We start from the raw sequence: 18,300 nt of genomic DNA on the forward strand, positions 1-18,300 counted from the left end.
ATAAATCACACTTAAATTAATTACACTTAAAGCCACCACAGGATTAAATTTCTAACGAGTAATCAGGACTTTGAACAATTAATAAGAACCTTTGATAAGCACCTGTGAAGGGCAAGTCGAGCTTTGTTGGATATGACATGCCTGATACTGACCATTCGAGCGATAGCACACTTTGACATCGGTCAATAGAGTTGCTTGACTGGCATCGCCTCTACAATCTAGCTTCAAGTTTGATGCATTCAAACCCGAATTCATTTGATAAAACTGATTTTCAACCTTTGAACGACTCACTCGAATCGTAGTTGGCGAGGTCACTTCAGAAGGAATTTTTAACTGTTCAGCAAATGCGACCACTTTTCGGAAATACTGGCTCGAATTCATGGATACACAACCACCGACAGATCGCCACAAACGTGCCTGTGATGCTTCATCGGGTATCAAGCGCATAAGCACACGCTTTTGAATCGGTGACAAATTCACAGCACTTGATGTTTGGCAACGACTGACATCCACTCCCTCTGGGAACAAGCCCAAGACGGTCAACGCATATCCTTCTAAACATTGTCGAGTCCGCTTTTGTAGAGGGTCAATCTTGCAAACTGCTGGAGAAAGTTCGATATGCAACACATAGTTTTTAGGCGCTGCATGTGCATTCGATGTAATCAACGCTATGGCAATAAATAAACATGCCTCACTCAGCCTCAACCATACACGCCACTGCAGACTGAAAGCATTCAGCAGTTGCTTATTTTGACTGTTATGGCATTGCATAGCATTCATCACATACATAGACATTACACCACATTAATACTGCTGTGGTATTGGGTACATCAGCCGATTAATCGACTGATTACCCTGCCCTAAGACCACGCCATAGTGCATCGCATTTTCCATGACATGCTTGACGTAATCCCGTGTTTCTAAGATTGGTACAGACTCCGCATACTGATCTGCATCAAGATTTTGAATACTCGGCTGCCAACGACGTGCACGATTCGGCCCTGCATTGTAGCCTGCGGTCGCCAAGACTGGATGACCACTGAGCTGACCTTGAATCATACTGAGGTAATAAGTGCCATAACGGATATTGGTATTCATATTTGACAGCGCACCACTATTGTATGGTTCACCCATCTGTCTGGCGACTAGACGTGCCGTATCAGGCATGATTTGCATCAATCCACCTGCGCCAACATGCGAGCGAGCTCCAACATTGAAACGACTTTCTTGACGCATCAAACCATATGCCCATGCAGGGTTAATACTCACCGAATTACTATAATTCACCACAGTGGATTGATACGGTGTTGGATAGCGAAGTGCATAATTATGACGCTTCACTGTACGATCCGCTGCATAGATTGCACGATCATACCAACCCATATCGGTAGCACGCTTCGCTGCTGCCAAGATCAAACCATCATCATGTTTTAGATAAGCTTGGCGCACTGCCCAGTTCCATTCACGATTGATGTAGCTATCGGGTGCATCAATATTTCGCAGTGCAAAAGCACGTTGAAAATGAATATCTTTGGCGAGACGTGAAAAGTCACTTGGTGTCGGTTGATAGGCTTGCGGAAAACTAGAATAACTCTGTTTCAAACGAGCCTTGGCAAGCAGACCATGATAATCGTCTTTGGTGGCGATCTTTTGATAAACCTGTTGCGCATAAGTCTTACTTTGCGCATCACCACGTTGCTCACTGGCACGTGCAAGCCAATACTGCCAACGAGATTCTTGCTTTTGCTGATCGGTCATCGCATCAATCGCACGAATCACGCCTTCCCATTTACCAAAACGAATACTCTGACGTGCATAGATTTCCGCTTCTTCAGGGCTAAATGGAAAACCATAACTCTTATCAAAATAACTCGGCAATACTGCATTAAAATTATTCTTTAAAACTGTCGTTCCGCCGATATATGCCACGGTGCGATACAAATATTTTTGCACATCTTCTGGTACGCCTTGCGCCAAACGATCCACCATCGAGATTGCATTATTCAAATCACTATCCGCCAATCGACCTAAAGCAAAAATCAGATAAGCATGATCTTGCGCAGTCACTTTTGGTGCCGACAATAAATAACCCATCGGATTAGCTTGAATTTGGTTCATCTGTGTTAACGACAATGGTGTACCCATTTTATTTGCCATAGCAAAAGCATGCCCAGAGTTGCCCGCACGAAGCATGGTAAATAAGCGTTGCTTTCGATCTTGACTGGTCATCAACGGGCTATCGAGCATGATTCTCGCCAAGCCATTACATGACTCAGGTTGTGAGTCTGTGGTGAGCCACACTTTATTCTTAAACTCTGCTAAAACTAGCGAATCACCTGTTCGTGCACGTACTTGCGCTACAGCGCAAGCTTCTGCATCATCAGCATTCGTCACATAACTCAGTACAGGCGCTGCGGAGGCAAAATCACCTGCTCGTACTTTTTCTTCGACATAATCGGCGGATAATTTTTCCGCCATTGCCGATTGTGGATAGCGACGGGCAAAAGAAACGATCGTTGCTGAGGGTTGTAAAGCAAGGTTTTGATTGAGTTTCCAATATTCAGGATAGTACGACAGTACACTGTCCTGCATGGCATGCTGATATTGATCTAATAATGCAACATTACCACTACTACTGACACGAAACGCTTCCCTAAACATTTCATCTGATGCTTCACTTGGCGTATTACCACAACCCGCAATAGTCGCAATCACAAGACTTTGAATAGACAGCTTACAAGTTAAACCTAAAGCCAAACCACTTCGATTTTTACCTGAAAAAAAATCTAAGTCAGTATTACGCATCAATGGGGATTCCTAAAATCATTCACTTAATCAATCACTAAAATATAAAAAACTCACTTCTCATATTTAGTCATTTGTCTAGTTAGTTGCCTGTTTAGGCTTTTGTTTGGTTAAATATGGGCGATATGAGGTTGAATTCAATCTCAAAAAGATGATCGCTGAATCAATCAACTCGTTATCCCAATTCAGTGCCATTCTAAAACAGCGACAGATCAAATTGTTTTAGTGTTATGTAAATTCTTATCCTTTAAATGCGCCGTTTATTACAAAAAATTTAATCCCGCACAGCCGAAATCCGAATAAACTGATAGAATATGCGCCTTTCATTTTTTAATGTGGAAGTTACTTAACATTTTGTTGAGATGTTTTCATATTTGATAGAGGATTCAAACCTTCATGACGGTTCAAACCTTCATTCCTACTGCACGTGCTGCCGCAGAAAAAACTGTATCCCAGCCATCGCATCCTGCTGATCTCGTTCAAGCTAGTTTTGATCAAGCTGATTTCCAAGATACATTAGTGAAAAAGCTCTATATCGAAACACAAGGGTGTCAGATGAATGAGTATGACAGTCATCGTATGGCAGATCTTCTTGGTGATTCGCACGGTTATGTGCTCACCACCAATCCAAACGAAGCAGATATTCTACTGATGAATACCTGCTCAATCCGTGAAAAAGCGCAAGAGAAAGTCTTTAGCGAACTTGGACGTTGGCGCAAACTCAAAGAAAAAAATCCTGACTTGATCATTGGTGTCGGTGGTTGTGTGGCTTCGCAAGAAGGCGACACCATTCAGAAACGTGCGCCGTATGTCGATATGGTATTTGGACCGCAGACCTTACATCGTCTACCGCAAATGCTTGATCAACATCATGAACAGATCGAAAAACCAAAATCTGAAAAGATTAAACTGGTCGATATTTCATTTCCAGATATTGAAAAGTTTGACTTTTTACCTGAGCCTCGTGTCGAGGGCTTTAAAGCCTTTGTGTCAATCATGGAAGGCTGTTCAAAATATTGTTCATTCTGCGTCGTCCCTTATACACGCGGTGAAGAAGTTTCTCGTCCACTAGATGATGTTTTGGCAGAGATTGCCACTCTCGCTGAAAAAGGTGTGCGTGAAGTCAATCTGCTTGGTCAAAATGTCAATGGATATCGTGGTGAAACTTTTGAAGGTGAGATTTGCACTTTTGCGGAGTTAATTCGCTTAGTCGCAGCCATTCCAGGGATCGGGCGCATTCGCTATACTACCTCGCATCCACTTGAATTTTCAGAAGAACTCATTGAATGCTATCGTGATCTACCACAGATGGTGTCGCATTTGCACTTACCAGTACAAAGTGGTTCGAATGATGTGCTCAAAGCCATGAAGCGCAATCACAGCATTGATGTCTATATTGATAAAATTTCTAAACTACGTGCTATTCGTCCTGATATGCATCTCTCCAGTGACTTTATCATTGGCTTCCCTGGTGAAACCGATCAAAATTATCAAGAAACTTTGCAATTCATCAAAGATTTAGATTTTGATCATTCTTATAGTTTTATCTATTCAAAACGCCCAGGTACACCTGCGTCTGAATTGCCTGATAGCACGCCTGAATTGGTGAAGAAAGCCCGTCTTGCTGAAATCCAAAAAGTGATTAAGCAATCCAGTATTGATAAAACCGATGCCATGCTGGGTCGTACCGAACGTGTTTTGATCGAAAAAGTTTCTGATAATCACCCACACATGCTGGTTGGCACTGCGGACAACACACGTTTGGTCAGTTTTGAAGGTTCAGCGGATTGGATTGGTCAATTTGCCGAAGTGGAAATCACTGAAATCAAAACTTTAAATTTTGTTTATGGAAAACTCTTGAATCTTGAGTCGGTCGTGGCGTAATGTATAGGCATACGCCATCCACCTCAAAAAGGATTCTCATTTGACTGCCACCATTCGTCGTACAGTACAATTCGCAGGCATTCCATTAGAACAATTAAAAAGCATGTTGGGCGCATATAACGCCCACTTGCGACAGATCGAACAAAGACTCCAAACCAATATCTCGCATCGTGGCGACAGTTTTTTCATCGAAGGTGAATTGCCTCAGGTAGAACGTGCTGAAGCCATTTTGCAACGCCTTTTTGAAGAATCTGAAAGTACACAAAACATCAGCGCAGATCAGCTTCACCTGATCATTCAAGGCAGTCAAACCGAACGTGACTTTGAATTGGTCGGTGAAGAATTAGAAGAAGCACCGATGGATGTATATCTGCAAACCCGCAAAGGTCGCATCAATCCACGTGGCGCTAATCAAAGTCGCTATGTACAACGCATTTTGCAAAGTGATATTTCTTTCGGTGTAGGCCCTGCAGGTACAGGGAAAACCTATCTTGCCGTCGCTGCTGCTGTCGACATGCTTGAACGCAATGAAATTCAACGAATCTTACTAGTACGCCCTGCGGTAGAAGCAGGCGAAAAGCTCGGTTTCCTACCAGGTGATCTTACCCAAAAAATTGACCCATATTTACGCCCACTCTACGATGCCTTGTATGAAATGCTTGGTTTTGAAAAAGTCGCCAAACTAATTGAAAAACAAGTCATTGAAGTTGCACCACTTGCCTACATGCGTGGTCGCACGCTGAATCATTCCTTCGTGATTTTAGACGAAGCGCAAAATACCACACCTGAACAGATGAAAATGTTCCTGACCCGTCTTGGTTTTGGCTCACGTGCCGTGATTACAGGTGACATTACCCAAGTCGATTTGCCACGTGGACAACAGTCTGGTTTGGCACAAGCACTGCGAATTTTGGAAAAAATTGAAGAAATTCATATTACACATTTCCATTCTCGGGATGTGGTACGCCATCAGTTAGTCCAAAAAATCGTCGAAGCCTACGATGTTTTCGATGATCAGCAACAGCGCATTAGTGCAGAAAAACGTGCCGAACGCAAAGCCTTGCAAATGGCATTGATTGAAGCCAACGACTCTGCTGCCGATGCACAGCATCGATTAAAAAGCGAAAGTGCAGAAGAAGCCGAACTACCCGAACGAGAACCCCGTGACAGTTAATCTCGCACTACAACAGGATTTTCAAAGCCCTGAGCTTATTTTAAATGAAGATGCACTTGCACAGATCATTGATACTGCACTTGCACATTTAGATATGGATGAGCTGACGGAAATCGGCATTGCTTGCGTTGATCTTGCAGAAAGTCACGAGCTGAATATGCAATATCGAGGCAAAGACAAACCCACCAATGTGCTGTCTTTTCCAAGCGATATTCCTGAAGAGATTTTGGAAATGTTAGACGCTCGACCACTGGGTGATTTGGTGATTTGTATTCCTGTGGTGTTACAGGAAGCACAGGAACAACAGAAGTCACCGATCAATCATTTTACCCATCTCTTAATACATGGTGTACTGCACTTGCTTGGATATGATCATGAGCTTGGCGAGGTTGAAGCAGAAGAAATGGAAAGTTTGGAAATTGAAATTTTAGCCAAACTCGGTATTACCAATCCCTATATCGCTTAACCCACCATTAAACATGAGCATAAAAAAATCCCCAACACTTGATTGGGGATTTTTTTATACGTGAAAACGCATTCCCATTTATTTAGATTTTTTTACACCCGCTTGTAGCAAGAGTTCACCTAAACCACCAATTTTTGGGCCTTGTGGTTTATTCTGCGGTTTTGCCTGCTTGTTTTGTGGACGTGCTTTTTGCTCAGGACGATCATTGCGTGGTGAACGCTTTTGCTCACCTCTATACTCCTGATTGGTACGTGCAGCTTTCGGATTGCTACTCGCCCCTTCTGCTTTCATACTCAAGTTGACACGATTACGTTCAACATCGACCTGTAAAACACGCACTTGTACAATTTGACCTGGTTTCACCACTTTGTGTGGATCACTGACAAAGCTATTTGAAAGCTCTGAAATATGCACCAAACCATCTTGATGCACACCGACATCAACGAATGCACCGAAGTTGGTGACATTGGTGACTACACCTTCGAGTTTCATGCCTTCAGCGAGTTGCGCCACTTCGGTAATGTCTTCACGAAACTTCGCAGTGCGGAATTCTGGACGTGGATCACGACCTGGTTTTTCAAGCTCAGAAAGTACGTCTTGCACCGTTGGCAAACCATATTGATCATTCACGAAATTCGATGCATCAATGGTACTGATAATTTCGCTATTGGCGATAATATCTTTTACCGTGGTGCTTTTACTTTCTGCAATATTGGCAACCAAAGCATAGCTTTCAGGATGAACTGCAGACGCATCAAGCGGTTGATCGCCATCGAGAATACGCAAGAAACCTGCGGCCTGTTCAAAAGTACGCTCGCCAAGACGTGGTACTTTTTTCAACCATTCACGGTTTTCAAAACGACCATTAGCTTTACGATATTCGACGATTTGCTGTGCGATCGATTTGTTCAAGCCAGCGATATAACCCAAAATTGCAGGCGAAGCGGTATTCACATCCACGCCGACCGCATTCACACAGTCTTCAACTACAGCATCAAGCGTTTTCGCCAAACCAGTTTGATTGACATCATGTTGATACTGACCTACACCAATGGATTTTGGATCAATTTTGACTAATTCTGCGAGTGGATCTTGCAAACGGCGCGCAATCGACACTGCACCACGAATCGACACATCCAATTCAGGTAGTTCCTGCGCAGCCAATTCACTTGCAGAATAGACCGACGCCCCTGCTTCACTCACACTGACACGGGTCAGTTTTAAATCTTCATTTTGCGCCATCATTTCCGCAATGACTGCTTCGGTTTCACGGCTTGCTGTGCCATTCCCGACTGCGACCAAATCCACTTCGAACTCACGACAAAGACGAGCCAGTTCTGCAATTGAACCTGCTTTATCTTCTTTTGGCGCAAAAGGATAAATTGTGCTATGCGCCAACACATCACCGGACGCATTGACCACCGCTAATTTCACCCCTGTACGAATGCCTGGATCGACACCCAAAGTCGTACGTGAGCCCGCAGGTGCTGACAATAATAAATGGCGTAAATTTTCTGCAAAGACCTCCATCGCTTCCGCTTCGGCAGCTAGACGCTTTTCTGTCAGTAATGAATGTTCAATACTCGGACGGACTTTGGCAAGCCAAAAGAGTTTTGCCGTTTGTTTCAAAAAGTCTTGACGTGCAGATGGTGCAACAGTTGCTAAATCATATTCTGCTTCGATACGTGCCAACGCAGGCTCATCTTCACCATCTACTTTTAAGCTCAATACATTTTCTTGGCGACCACGAAGCATGGCAAGCAAACGATGTGATGGCACTTTGTTGAAATTTTCTGAAAATTCAAAATAATCACGGAATTTTTTGCCGACTTCTTTTTTCTCATCAGAAGCGACTGCGCTTTTTAGAACTGCAGTTTTAGCAAAAAGTTGTTTGAGCTCTGCGGTCAGTGCAATATTTTGTGCCCATTCATCAATGATAATGTGTTGCACTGCATCGAGTTGACTATCAATATCAGCATAGTCTTCATGGCTAAAGCCAGCCAGTGCATCTTTAGGCTCAACTTCTGTATTTAAGATTTTCTCTGCAAACTCGCCCAAACCTGCTTCTTTTGCTTTAAAAGATTTACTGGTACGTTTTGGACGATAGGGTGCGTAGATTTCTTCTAATGCGTTTTTAGTTTCTGCGCCATTGACTCGCGCCAACAAATCATCGGTCAGCTTCTCTTGCTCCTTAAGCGATTCAATGACTTTGTTACGGCGCTCATATAGATCACGCAAATAGTGCAATCGAGTATCCAACTGACGTAGCTGTGTATCGTTTAAGCCTTGCGTTGCTTCCTTACGATAACGTGCTACGAAAGGAACAGTAAGTCCCTCATCAAGCAAGCGAATAGTTGCTTCTACTTGTTCTGGACGAACAGTTAATTCCTTAGCGATTTGCTGCACTATTTCAGTCATTCAGCGAAATTCCAACATTTAATTTAATCAGTCCACGATTATACGTAGCCCAAGATGAAAATAAAGCCTTTCCTGATGCTTTTTCCACATAGTTGCAACATTCTACGCAAACAACTTCACAGTTTTGCGATCGGATTGAATAACTCTACAAGCTACTCATGGAAGTATTGAGAAATTTAAGCTTTTGTGACAACTGTCATCTTCTTGACTTAAATAAATGAAATGATTAGCAATCTATTTTCCGAGCATCCATTTCAAGATTTTGAATCCAAAAATAGTAATCTTGCGCAAGATCCCTCGAATTTAGCCTGATTTTTTTGAAACAATTGCGTTAGGGTTTTGAATTTGCGTTGTTTATTTTTGGTATCTGAGCTCGACTTTTATTTGTAATTTTTGGAAGATTCGAGCATAGTGTAGAAAATGAGTTTCGCCATATACTCAACGCATTCAGTCTACTCAGTTTTTTATTTTTAGTAGACTGGTGGATAATTAGTGCTTAAAGACTGAAATGATAAGCAATAACAAAAGGAGTACATCATGAGCTTAGTTGTACCAGCCGAAACCGAAGTGCCTCGCCCAGACTCAGATCGAGTGGATCGGATTTTGGTGGTTGATGATGACGTCCGTTTACGAACGCTATTACAACGATTTTTAGAAGATAAAGGTTTTGTCGTTAAGACCGCACACGATGCCACGCAGATGGATCGTCTTTTACAACGTGAATTATTTTCATTGATCGTTTTGGATTTTATGTTGCCTGTAGAAGATGGTTTAAGTATTTGCCGTCGTCTACGTACATCTAATATAGATATCCCGATCATTATGTTGACTGCTCGTGGTAGCGACTCAGATCGTATCGCAGGATTAGAAGCAGGTGCGGACGATTATTTACCAAAACCATTTAATCCAAATGAATTACTTGCTCGTATTCGCGCAGTGCTTCGTCGCCAAGTCCGTGAAGTTCCGGGTGCACCAAGTCAAAATCTAGAAGTAGTTAGTTTTGGACCGTGGGCGCTAGACTTATCAACACGTACTTTGACACGTGAAGGACAAGTCGTCACTCTGACTACAGGTGAATTTGCCGTATTAAAAGCATTAGTACAACACCCTCGTGAACCACTCACTCGTGATAAGCTCATGAACCTTGCACGTGGTCGTGAATGGGGTGCAATGGAGCGTTCGATTGATGTACAAGTATCACGTCTACGTCGTTTGATCGAAGAAAATCCTGCACGTGCTCGATATATTCAAACGGTTTGGGGCGTGGGTTATGTCTTTGTACCAGATGGTGCAGAATAACCACTTCAATTTTTCACGGACTGATTGACTGACAGCTATGCGATCTGAAGATTTAAATCCCATCTCGCCCGAATCTGTGCTTGATCAAGAGCAACCATATAGGGATCGCAAACGGACGAATTGGGAACGCTTTTTAGATCGCTTTAAACCACGTTCAGCAGCGATGCGCACCACAGTACTAGTATCTATTGTGGTGTTTTTTAGTCTTTGGATGTCGCTTTGGTTTTTTTGGCGCACGCTGTATTATCCTGAAATCAAACAACATGCTCGCTATCTTGGCGTAGAGATCGAACTGCTCAGCTATCAAGATGTCAAAATCAGCTACCGTGAAAATTCTGTTCAGCTTAACAATTGGCTTAATGAACGTCTAGGCATCGAAATCATCAGCAATCCCAAACAATTCCCGAATGTACGCGAAAAATTTGTCGCCGAACTATTCACCGATCGTATTGAAAAAGCACTCGCCGATGAGTTAAATCTACCAAGCGATGCTGTGACCGTCTATTTCCAATTTAAGCCCACGCCAAGCCTATGGGTACAAACCCCACAGCTCGGCGATCGATGGTTAAAAGAGCCCCTACCGACTTATGCCAATTATAGTCCTGAGCTATTAATCGGTTGGTTCTTTGGTATCCCATTATTCACGATAGTGATCGTTTTAACCCTAGTCCGTCAGCTGAATAGACCATTAAAACGCCTACAACTTGCTGCCAATAGCTATAGCAAATATGGCAAAGCACCTTATCTCGAAATTAATCATGGTCCTTTAGAAATCCGTCAAGTGAATCAGTCATTCAACCATATGATTAGTACTTTACAACAGATTGAGCAAGATCGAAAAATCATGATGGCAGGGATTTCTCATGATCTTCGTACACCGTTAACTCGCATTCGTTTGAGCGCAGAGATGATGTCTGATGATGAGTTCCTCAAGGAAGGTCTAATCTACGATGTCGATGATATGGACGCAATTTTAGACCAGTTCATCTCTTATATGCGTGATGGTTCAGATGAGCCGCTACACGAAACTGATATTAATGCCATTTTGCAAGAAGTTGTTGTGCAATTTAAACCGCTTGATGTTCGTTTTGAAGCACAAGCCCTACCTATCATTCAAGCACGCACCATGTCTTTAAAAAGAGTGATTGGCAACTTGGTCAATAATGCCAAACGTTACGGTGCAGAGCCAATTGATCTTTCTGCACATATCGAGGAACAACATCTTGTCATTCGAGTAGCGGATCACGGCGAAGGGATCCCAGAATCTCAGGTACAAGCGCTCATGCAACCTTTTGTCCGAGGTGAAGCAGCACGTACTATTCAAGGTAGCGGACTAGGACTTGCTATCGTCAAGCGTATTGTAGATATTCATGAAGGTCATATAGATATCAGCAACCATCAAGATGGCGGGTTAGAAGTTAAAATTTATCTACCCATTCAATAACGCACCACCTAATTGAACAGAACGCTCGGCTGAATATGCTTACTATTATTTACTAAACTTTGAATATCGAAGCTCTCAAAACTTTAGCATGATTTACAATTTCCTAGCTGGGAACAAATATGCGATCTATACGCTCAAGCATATTTTTGGTAAGATTTATCTCTTTTCTATGTTTTTGTGATGGGTAGCATAATGTTCTATACGATGAGAAAGTGTTTTTACGCTTTCACGTTTATGCTATTTTTATTTTGTCTTCCCATATTTTCACATGCCGAAGATAATGCAGACTCGCTTGTTAACGGTATTCTCAGCTACGTTCGTTGGAACCGAAATTATACACAGCTTAATTTTTGCTTGATTGATGGTCAGGCAAAATTTATCAGTGAAAATATTTTTAATCCACCATCAAATTTAATCCACCCTGCAAGCATCAATATCAAACATTATCAAAGTAGCGAACTTCTGAGCAATGAAACAATTGCCAATCGTTGTCAGATACTCTATTTTGTAAATACCACAGATGAAACACAACAGCGTCTAATCAATTTAGCGATGCATCACATCTTGACCATTTCTGAAAAAAATGAACAATGTGCAATTGGAAGCGCAGTGTGTCTTTATCGTTCAAATCAACAATATCGTTTTAAAATCAACATGGATAGTTTAAAACAATCTGAAGTCCACATGGATTCAAAAGTTTTATTATTGTCGAAAAAATATCAAGGAGCAGAATGATGACATGGTTCAAATCATCTTCTTCATCCCTGAAAACATATTTCATCCGATCACAACTCATTCTCTCTTTTATTATTTTATTTACCTGCATTATTAGTTTTACCGCTGTCGCAAGCTATACATTCAAACGCTACTCAGAATCCAACGTCAGCATCATTTCTGCGTCTTTAGCAGAGCAATTGCAAGCTCCAGTTGTATTTGATGACAAAGTCAGCACTGCGCAAATTATTGACGAATATATTAATCAATATCCAATTCAAAGAATTGAAGTCATTTCACCAAACAAAGACATGATTTATGAAATCACCAAACCAAGTGAAATTAATGACTCCAAACTACTTGACCATATACATGACTTTTTAATTTCTGAAAATTTAGGTTTAGTTGAAATTAAACACAATGCTCAAGTCATTGCCTATGTTAAAGTCACGATCAGCCTACGTCCATTAACAAACTTCATTAATTTACTACTTATGGTTTTCATGGCATGTATTCTCATTGCATTTGTCATTATTCTTATCAGTAGCCGAATAAACTATCTACGAATTAATCATGCACTAAAGCTTCTTGCTGAAACGACTGACTTAATTTCTGATCAACGCGCTTTCCATCTGCGAGTGCCAAAAGGCAAAGTTTCTGAGTTTAACAAGGTTTCTCAACGCTTCAACGAATTACTAGATGAAATACAAAAATGGGATCATCAACTGCAAGTTGAGAATACAACCCTTGAACATCAAGCATTTCATGACTCTTTAACCCATTTACCAAATCGAGCATTCTTCTATCAAAAACTAGATCAGCTTTACCAACAAGAAGATATACGGAAGAAATCTGCATTATTATTTATTGATAATAATGAATTTAAACAAATTAACGACCAATACGGTCATCAAGCTGGCGACCACGTTCTTCAAGAAATGGCTCGCCGTTTGAAATACAGTTTACGAGAAGAAGATTTTATCGCACGTATTGGTGGCGATGAGTTTGCTGTCATCTTAAAAAATATTGAACACTCATCTCAAGCCATCGTTGTCGCACAAAATTTAATCCAAACTTCTGACCATGTCATCAAATTTTCAAACGATGCTATTCGCTATAGCTTTAGCATTGGCATTGCTTTAAGCAAAGATATCGACACACCAAGCGAGTTAGTTCATCTCGCTGACCAAGCCATGTATCGAGCCAAAGATAGCCTAACACATTGGGCAATTATCGAGCACAAACCTGAAGCCATGGAAGCCCATAATGAATAAGCGTTTAAAATTTTTAAGTATTCTATTCTTAGCTAGCACCATACTAAGTGCATGTACTGGGCTTGAAGGGTTAAAAAATCTCAAATAAAAGTGTTAAAAACAGAAGGATTTATTTATACCAATGATGAAGGTTGGATACTTGACCTACCATCACGTTTACTTTTCGAAACATCAGAACACGAACTTCTTCCAGAACAAAAACAATCAGTCGCCGAGTTGAGCAATAAACTAAAAAATATAAAAATAGAAAAGCTCTCAGTTCAGGGACATAGCGATAACATGGGTTCAGAAGAATTTAACCACCAACTCTCTGAACAACGAGCTCAGAGTGTAGCCAACATCGCATTAAAGCATGGCTTTTCAAAAGATAACATACAAGCTATAGGTTATGGTTCAAGCAAACCAATTAAGTCTAACGACACTGAAGAAGGACGCAGTGAAAACCGTCGTGTTTCTATTATCATCGTGCCATGATTTAGTATTATTCACTTCAAATCATTCAAAAAGAAGCGAAACCTAGTGTTTCGCTTTTTTATGTCCATAAAATTTAAGCACAAAAAACCGCATTTAAGCGGATCATGTTATTTTGAATTACTATATTTAAATGGTCGGAGCAGTAGGATTCGAACCTACGACCCCCTGGTCCCAAACCAGGTGCACTACCAGGCTGTGCTATGCTCCGAAACTGGTACGCTTTTAAAAAGCATTTTTCAAATTTAAAAAACTTAATCTTAAAACGTAGTCTTAAAAACTTGGGGTGAATGACGGGATTCGAACCCGCGACAACCGGAATCACAATCCGGGGCTCTACCAACTGAGCTACATCCACCATCACACTTAAATCTACAAGCCTTAAATGTACAAGCCACCAAAAAAATGGCGCGCCTGACAGGATTCGAACCTGTGACCATCCGCTTAGAAGGCGGATGCTCTATCCAACTGAGCTACAGGCGCAACACCGATGACACTTAGATCATGCGATAAGTTCGCCGACTTTATTCCATAATAAATGGTCGGAGCAGTAGGATTCGAACCTACGACCCCCTGGTCCCAAACCAGGTGCACTACCAGGCTGTGCTATGCTCCGATCTCAGCTTTTCTATATCGCACGATGTGCGGTACGGTGTGCATTCTAGGCTTCGTACCGCATCTCGTCAATAGCAAAGTTCAAAAAAGCATTGTATTTACAATCGAATGTTTATTAAAAATACAAAACTATCGCTTCATATTCGCTGTAAAATCAAGCATTCGATCGAGTGGTAATTTTGCGCGAACACGCAATGCCTCATCAACAAAAATCTGTTGATCTTTATGCTTCAAGACATGCAAAATCGCATCGAGCTCGTTCATCGCCATCCATGGACAATGCGCACAAGAACGACACGTTGCACCCTCTCCTGCTGTTGGTGCTTCGATTAACTCTTTATCAGGTGCAGCTTGTTGCATCTTATAGAAAATGCCCCGATCTGTCGCAACGATCATCTGCTTATGTGGAAGCGTTTGTGCAGCTTTGATCAACTGACTGGTACTACCAACCGCATCTGCGATATCAATCACCGATTCAGGCGACTCAGGATGCACTAAAACCGCCGCATCAGGGTACAGTGCTTTCATTTGCGCAATACCACGTGCTCGGAACTCTTCATGAACAATACATGAACCGTCCCAAAGTAGCATCTCTGCACCTGTTTTCTTTTGTATATAACGCCCAAGATGTTGATCAGGTGCCCAAATTATTTTCTCACCCTGACTATCTAAATGCTCAATAATCTCTACTGCACAGCTTGAAGTCACCACCCAATCTGCTCGGGCTTTTACCGCTGCAGAAGTATTGGCATAGACCACGACCGTATGATCAGGATGCGCATCGCAAAACCTGGAGAACTCATCAATCGGACAACCAAGATCCAAAGAGCACGTTGCCTCTAATGTTGGCATTAACACTGTTTTATTCGGTGAAAGAATTTTTGAGGTTTCCCCCATAAATTTTACGCCTGCGACCACCAAGGTCGTTGCAGGATGATCCCGTCCAAAACGTGCCATTTCTAATGAATCAGAAACACAACCGCCTGTCAGCTCTGCTAGCTCTTGAATCTCAGGGTCACAATAATAATGCGCTACAAGCACAGCATCTTGCTGTTTGAGCTCTTCTGCGATCAAGGCAAATTTATGCTGTTTTTCTTCTGACGAGAGAATATGTTCTTTGGGTTGTCCCAGTTGATCCAAATGTTGCTCTACGATTTTTTTCGCATCATTGGCAATCAGACTTTCGGTCATCGAGGTATCAATCCTATAAAATGGCGAGTGATCACTAAACTGATACTCATACAATATGCGTGAATATCAATGCGCACTTGGCTTAGGCTTTTCAGGGTTATTCCAAACAAAATCATATGAAGCAGTCAAAATTAAACCACGACAAAATGAAAATGAAGCATAGCATAAATCAGTAAAACAGGGCTGACTTATAGCAATGCTTCACACCCACTTCTCAAGATATGATGTGTATTTACGCAATTTCAAGTTAAACCGCTGAACTACAACTTAAATGATATGCAACGATAATGTTGATTAAGAACGGTAATCCGCATTGATCTTGACATAGTCGTAGGAGAAGTCACAGGTATACACCGTATCTTGTGCTGTACCACGACCCAAATCAACACGTATGGTAATCTCTTGTTGTTGCATCACCGCCGCACCCATTTCTTCTCGATAGTCAGGATTTGCACCGCCATCTAAGCAGATTTGTACCTCATCAAGCCACACTTGAACTTTTGAACTATCCAGATTTGGCACGCCAGCTTTACCAATTGCCATCACGATACGCCCCCAGTTTGGATCGGCAGCGAATAGTGCTGTTTTAATCAGTGGCGACTCTGCAATACTATACGCAACATCACAGCATTCTTGAGTTTCTGCCCCACCCTCAACTTTGACAGTGATAAATTTGGTCGCACCTTCACCATCACGAATGATCAACTGCGCCAAACGAAGCATAATCCGTGAAAGCACATCGAGAACGACTTGATAACGTGGGTCAGTTTCAGATTGAATCTGTGCACCACCCGCTTGACCTGTCGCAATGAAAATACACGAGTCATTGGTCGAGGTATCACCGTCTACAGTGATACGGTTAAACGACTGCTCGACTGTCGTGGATAAAAGCTTCTGCACAAGCACTTGGCTAATCGGTGCATCGGTTGCTACAAAGCTCAGCATGGTCGCCATATTCGGACGAATCATCCCTGCACCCTTGCTGATACCTGTCATGAAATAAGTCACACCATCCAACTCAAACTGCTCAGATGCGCCTTTTGGTGTCGTATCTGTGGTCATGATGCCATAGGCTGCATCTTCCCAACTGTCCGCATTCAAACTATTTAATGCAGGCTGTACCCCTTGGAGCATGCGCTCAATCGGCAACTGTTCACCGATCACACCTGTAGAGAAAGGCAAAATCTGATTTGGCTGAACACCTGATAATTCCGCAAGTTTTTCACAAGTTTTTTGCGCATTTTCTAAACCAACCTGCCCCGTTGCAGCATTGGCATTGCCTGTATTAATAATAAGGTAACGGATGGAATTTTCCAACAAATGCTTTTTACATAAAATCACAGGCGCAGCAGCAAAAGCACTTTGGGTAAATACACCTGCTACGCTTGAGCCTTCCACAATCTCAAAGACAACCATATCTCGACGATTGGCATAGCGTACATAAGCCTCACTACTTCCGATCGTTAAACCTGCAATAGAATGCATTTTTGTAAAAGACACGTCACCAACTGCCATGAGATTGACCTTAAAAATATGATATTTGAGAAATTGGATATACAGCGAAAAGTGTTAAATGCTTTGCTGACATTGATAGATTACAGGGTAATCTTCAATTTTGATAGTATGATCGAGCATCAAGCTTTTGAGCGTGGCAGTTTGCTCACTTTCAATCCAAAGTAAGCCGTGCTCAGGCTGTAAGCCTTGTTCACTACTATAATATTTTTGGCTTTTATCAGGTGCATCAAAGCGTGTTAACTCAAATAGCTGATCAGACACTTCAATGCGAATCGTTTGCTCATCGAGCTGTTGCTTTTTGATTTGCACTTGCTCATCACATTGATATTGCAAACTATCTACTTGTGGTTGTGCATTTTCAAGCACAGTGTTCTGCTGACATGCGCTAAGTATCGCACCAACACATATCAACAAAACTTTCAGCTGACTCACACGATCACCAATGACAGGTTATTGTGCATCTGTCGGAGCAGATGGTGTCGCTGCCGTTTGTGTTTCAGGAGCAACTGGACTGGTTGGTGCTTGCACTGGCGTTGGCTGTATGCCTGCCAAATCCAATAGTTTTTGTTTTGCTTGTTGCTGACTTTCTGCTGAAATCATCGGATTTGTCGCTTGAATGCGATCTACATTTTGAGCGGTGACTGGTTTAAGCCCTTCCGTTTGGAAAATGATTTTGCGGTTTGAAGGATTACTTACAGAATAACGCATTCCAGTTCGAGGGCTGATGAACACTGTATTTTCACGGTCTTGTGTCGCATGTACATTTGGCAAGCTTGTCGCTGATTGTACTGTTGCAGCCTTTACTGTCATTGAAGGCGCTGTTGGCGCTTCTTCAGCTGAAGGCGTAGCATCTGAAGCAGCCTGCCCATCGAACTGAGCTGTCGGCACAGTCTTAGGCACGGACATGGCTTGATGCGCTGTATGATCAGTCACTGACTCATTGGCAAAGCTCGTCATACTGACAGGGAAAACAACAACCAAACTGGTCAATAGGGTATTCAATTTCATACTTTTAAGTTTCATGCTTATT

The 18,300-nt window shown here is 42.0% G+C and carries 15 protein-coding genes and 4 tRNA genes; 8 read left to right on the top strand and 11 right to left on the bottom strand.

The annotated features are described in order from the left end of the window. Positions 1–78 precede the first annotated feature (78 nt). Positions 79–795: a ribonuclease I gene (locus ACE3PQ_RS08745; RefSeq protein ID WP_374296987.1), complete on the bottom strand. Its 717-nt coding sequence runs from the start codon at positions 793–795 to the stop codon at positions 79–81. Between the two features lie 9 nt (positions 796–804). Next, the gene (locus ACE3PQ_RS08750; RefSeq protein ID WP_374296989.1) at positions 805–2,805 is read right to left on the bottom strand and encodes a transglycosylase SLT domain-containing protein; all 2,001 of its coding nucleotides are present in this window, start codon (positions 2,803–2,805) and stop codon (positions 805–807) included. Positions 2,806–3,201: 396 nt separating this feature from the next. Between ACE3PQ_RS08750 and miaB the strand changes: the two genes are divergently transcribed. The 3 genes from miaB to ybeY are packed head-to-tail and all read left to right on the top strand — an operon-like array spanning position 3,202 to position 6,329. Continuing rightward, positions 3,202–4,689: a tRNA (N6-isopentenyl adenosine(37)-C2)-methylthiotransferase MiaB gene (gene miaB / locus ACE3PQ_RS08755; protein ID WP_374296991.1), complete on the top strand. Its 1,488-nt coding sequence runs from the start codon at positions 3,202–3,204 to the stop codon at positions 4,687–4,689. 40 nt (positions 4,690–4,729) lie between these two features. Continuing rightward, positions 4,730–5,863 (top strand): PhoH family protein, encoded by a 1,134-nt coding sequence (locus ACE3PQ_RS08760; protein WP_374296993.1) that lies wholly within the window; start codon positions 4,730–4,732, stop codon positions 5,861–5,863. After that, positions 5,853–6,329 carry an rRNA maturation RNase YbeY gene (gene ybeY, locus ACE3PQ_RS08765; protein WP_374296995.1) on the top strand — a complete coding sequence of 159 codons (477 nt, stop codon included), beginning with the start codon at positions 5,853–5,855 and terminating at the stop codon, positions 6,327–6,329. Before ACE3PQ_RS08760 ends, ybeY begins: the two co-directional genes overlap by 11 nt. Positions 6,330–6,407: 78 nt before the next feature. Here ybeY and ACE3PQ_RS08770 read toward each other — a convergent pair whose 3' ends face one another. Then, positions 6,408–8,747 (bottom strand): Tex family protein, encoded by a 2,340-nt coding sequence (locus tag ACE3PQ_RS08770; RefSeq protein ID WP_374296996.1) that lies wholly within the window; start codon positions 8,745–8,747, stop codon positions 6,408–6,410. Between the two features lie 537 nt (positions 8,748–9,284). On the opposite strand from ACE3PQ_RS08770, the gene ompR reads away from it, so the two are divergent. The 5 genes from ompR to ACE3PQ_RS08795 all read left to right on the top strand — a co-directional run bounded on the left by ompR (position 9,285) and on the right by ACE3PQ_RS08795 (position 13,952). After that, positions 9,285–10,046, top strand: a complete 762-nt coding sequence (gene ompR / locus ACE3PQ_RS08775) for a two-component system response regulator OmpR (RefSeq protein ID WP_241572066.1) — start codon at positions 9,285–9,287, stop codon at positions 10,044–10,046. 37 nt (positions 10,047–10,083) lie between these two features. Beyond that, complete coding sequence (locus tag ACE3PQ_RS08780; protein ID WP_374296999.1) at positions 10,084–11,490, top strand: ATP-binding protein; 1,407 nt, start codon at positions 10,084–10,086, stop codon at positions 11,488–11,490. Between the two features lie 234 nt (positions 11,491–11,724). Further along, positions 11,725–12,225 (top strand): YfiR family protein, encoded by a 501-nt coding sequence (locus ACE3PQ_RS08785; RefSeq protein WP_374297001.1) that lies wholly within the window; start codon positions 11,725–11,727, stop codon positions 12,223–12,225. After that, positions 12,222–13,478, top strand: coding sequence for a diguanylate cyclase domain-containing protein (locus ACE3PQ_RS08790; RefSeq protein WP_374297002.1), 1,257 nt, complete (start codon positions 12,222–12,224; stop codon positions 13,476–13,478). Before ACE3PQ_RS08785 ends, ACE3PQ_RS08790 begins: the two co-directional genes overlap by 4 nt. Before the next feature lie 90 nt (positions 13,479–13,568). After that, complete coding sequence (locus ACE3PQ_RS08795) at positions 13,569–13,952, top strand: OmpA family protein (protein WP_374297004.1); 384 nt, start codon at positions 13,569–13,571, stop codon at positions 13,950–13,952. A 131-nt stretch (positions 13,953–14,083) separates the two neighbouring features. Here ACE3PQ_RS08795 and ACE3PQ_RS08800 read toward each other — a convergent pair. The 8 genes from ACE3PQ_RS08800 to ACE3PQ_RS08835 all read right to left on the bottom strand — a co-directional run bounded on the left by ACE3PQ_RS08800 (position 14,084) and on the right by ACE3PQ_RS08835 (position 18,278). Further along, a tRNA-Pro gene (locus tag ACE3PQ_RS08800) sits at positions 14,084–14,160 on the bottom strand. A 71-nt stretch (positions 14,161–14,231) separates the two neighbouring features. Next, positions 14,232–14,307: transfer RNA gene (locus tag ACE3PQ_RS08805), tRNA-His, on the bottom strand. A 48-nt stretch (positions 14,308–14,355) separates the two neighbouring features. Continuing rightward, positions 14,356–14,432: transfer RNA gene (locus tag ACE3PQ_RS08810), tRNA-Arg, on the bottom strand. Positions 14,433–14,488: 56 nt separating this feature from the next. Then, positions 14,489–14,565, bottom strand: a tRNA-Pro gene (locus ACE3PQ_RS08815). 128 nt (positions 14,566–14,693) lie between these two features. Next, the gene (nadA, locus tag ACE3PQ_RS08820; RefSeq protein ID WP_374297006.1) at positions 14,694–15,755 is read right to left on the bottom strand and encodes a quinolinate synthase NadA; all 1,062 of its coding nucleotides are present in this window, start codon (positions 15,753–15,755) and stop codon (positions 14,694–14,696) included. Between the two features lie 294 nt (positions 15,756–16,049). Then, positions 16,050–17,270 carry a bifunctional glutamate N-acetyltransferase/amino-acid acetyltransferase ArgJ gene (gene argJ / locus ACE3PQ_RS08825; protein ID WP_374297008.1) on the bottom strand — a complete coding sequence of 407 codons (1,221 nt, stop codon included), beginning with the start codon at positions 17,268–17,270 and terminating at the stop codon, positions 16,050–16,052. 54 nt (positions 17,271–17,324) lie between these two features. Continuing rightward, a complete protein-coding gene (locus tag ACE3PQ_RS08830) occupies positions 17,325–17,702 on the bottom strand; it encodes a hypothetical protein (protein ID WP_374297010.1) in 378 nt (125 codons plus the stop codon). 18 nt (positions 17,703–17,720) lie between these two features. Continuing rightward, positions 17,721–18,278 carry a hypothetical protein gene (locus tag ACE3PQ_RS08835; protein ID WP_374297012.1) on the bottom strand — a complete coding sequence of 186 codons (558 nt, stop codon included), beginning with the start codon at positions 18,276–18,278 and terminating at the stop codon, positions 17,721–17,723. Positions 18,279–18,300 lie beyond the last annotated feature (22 nt).

The organism is Acinetobacter sp. (assembly GCF_041911495.1).
In the GTDB taxonomy this organism is placed as follows: domain Bacteria; phylum Pseudomonadota; class Gammaproteobacteria; order Pseudomonadales; family Moraxellaceae; genus Acinetobacter.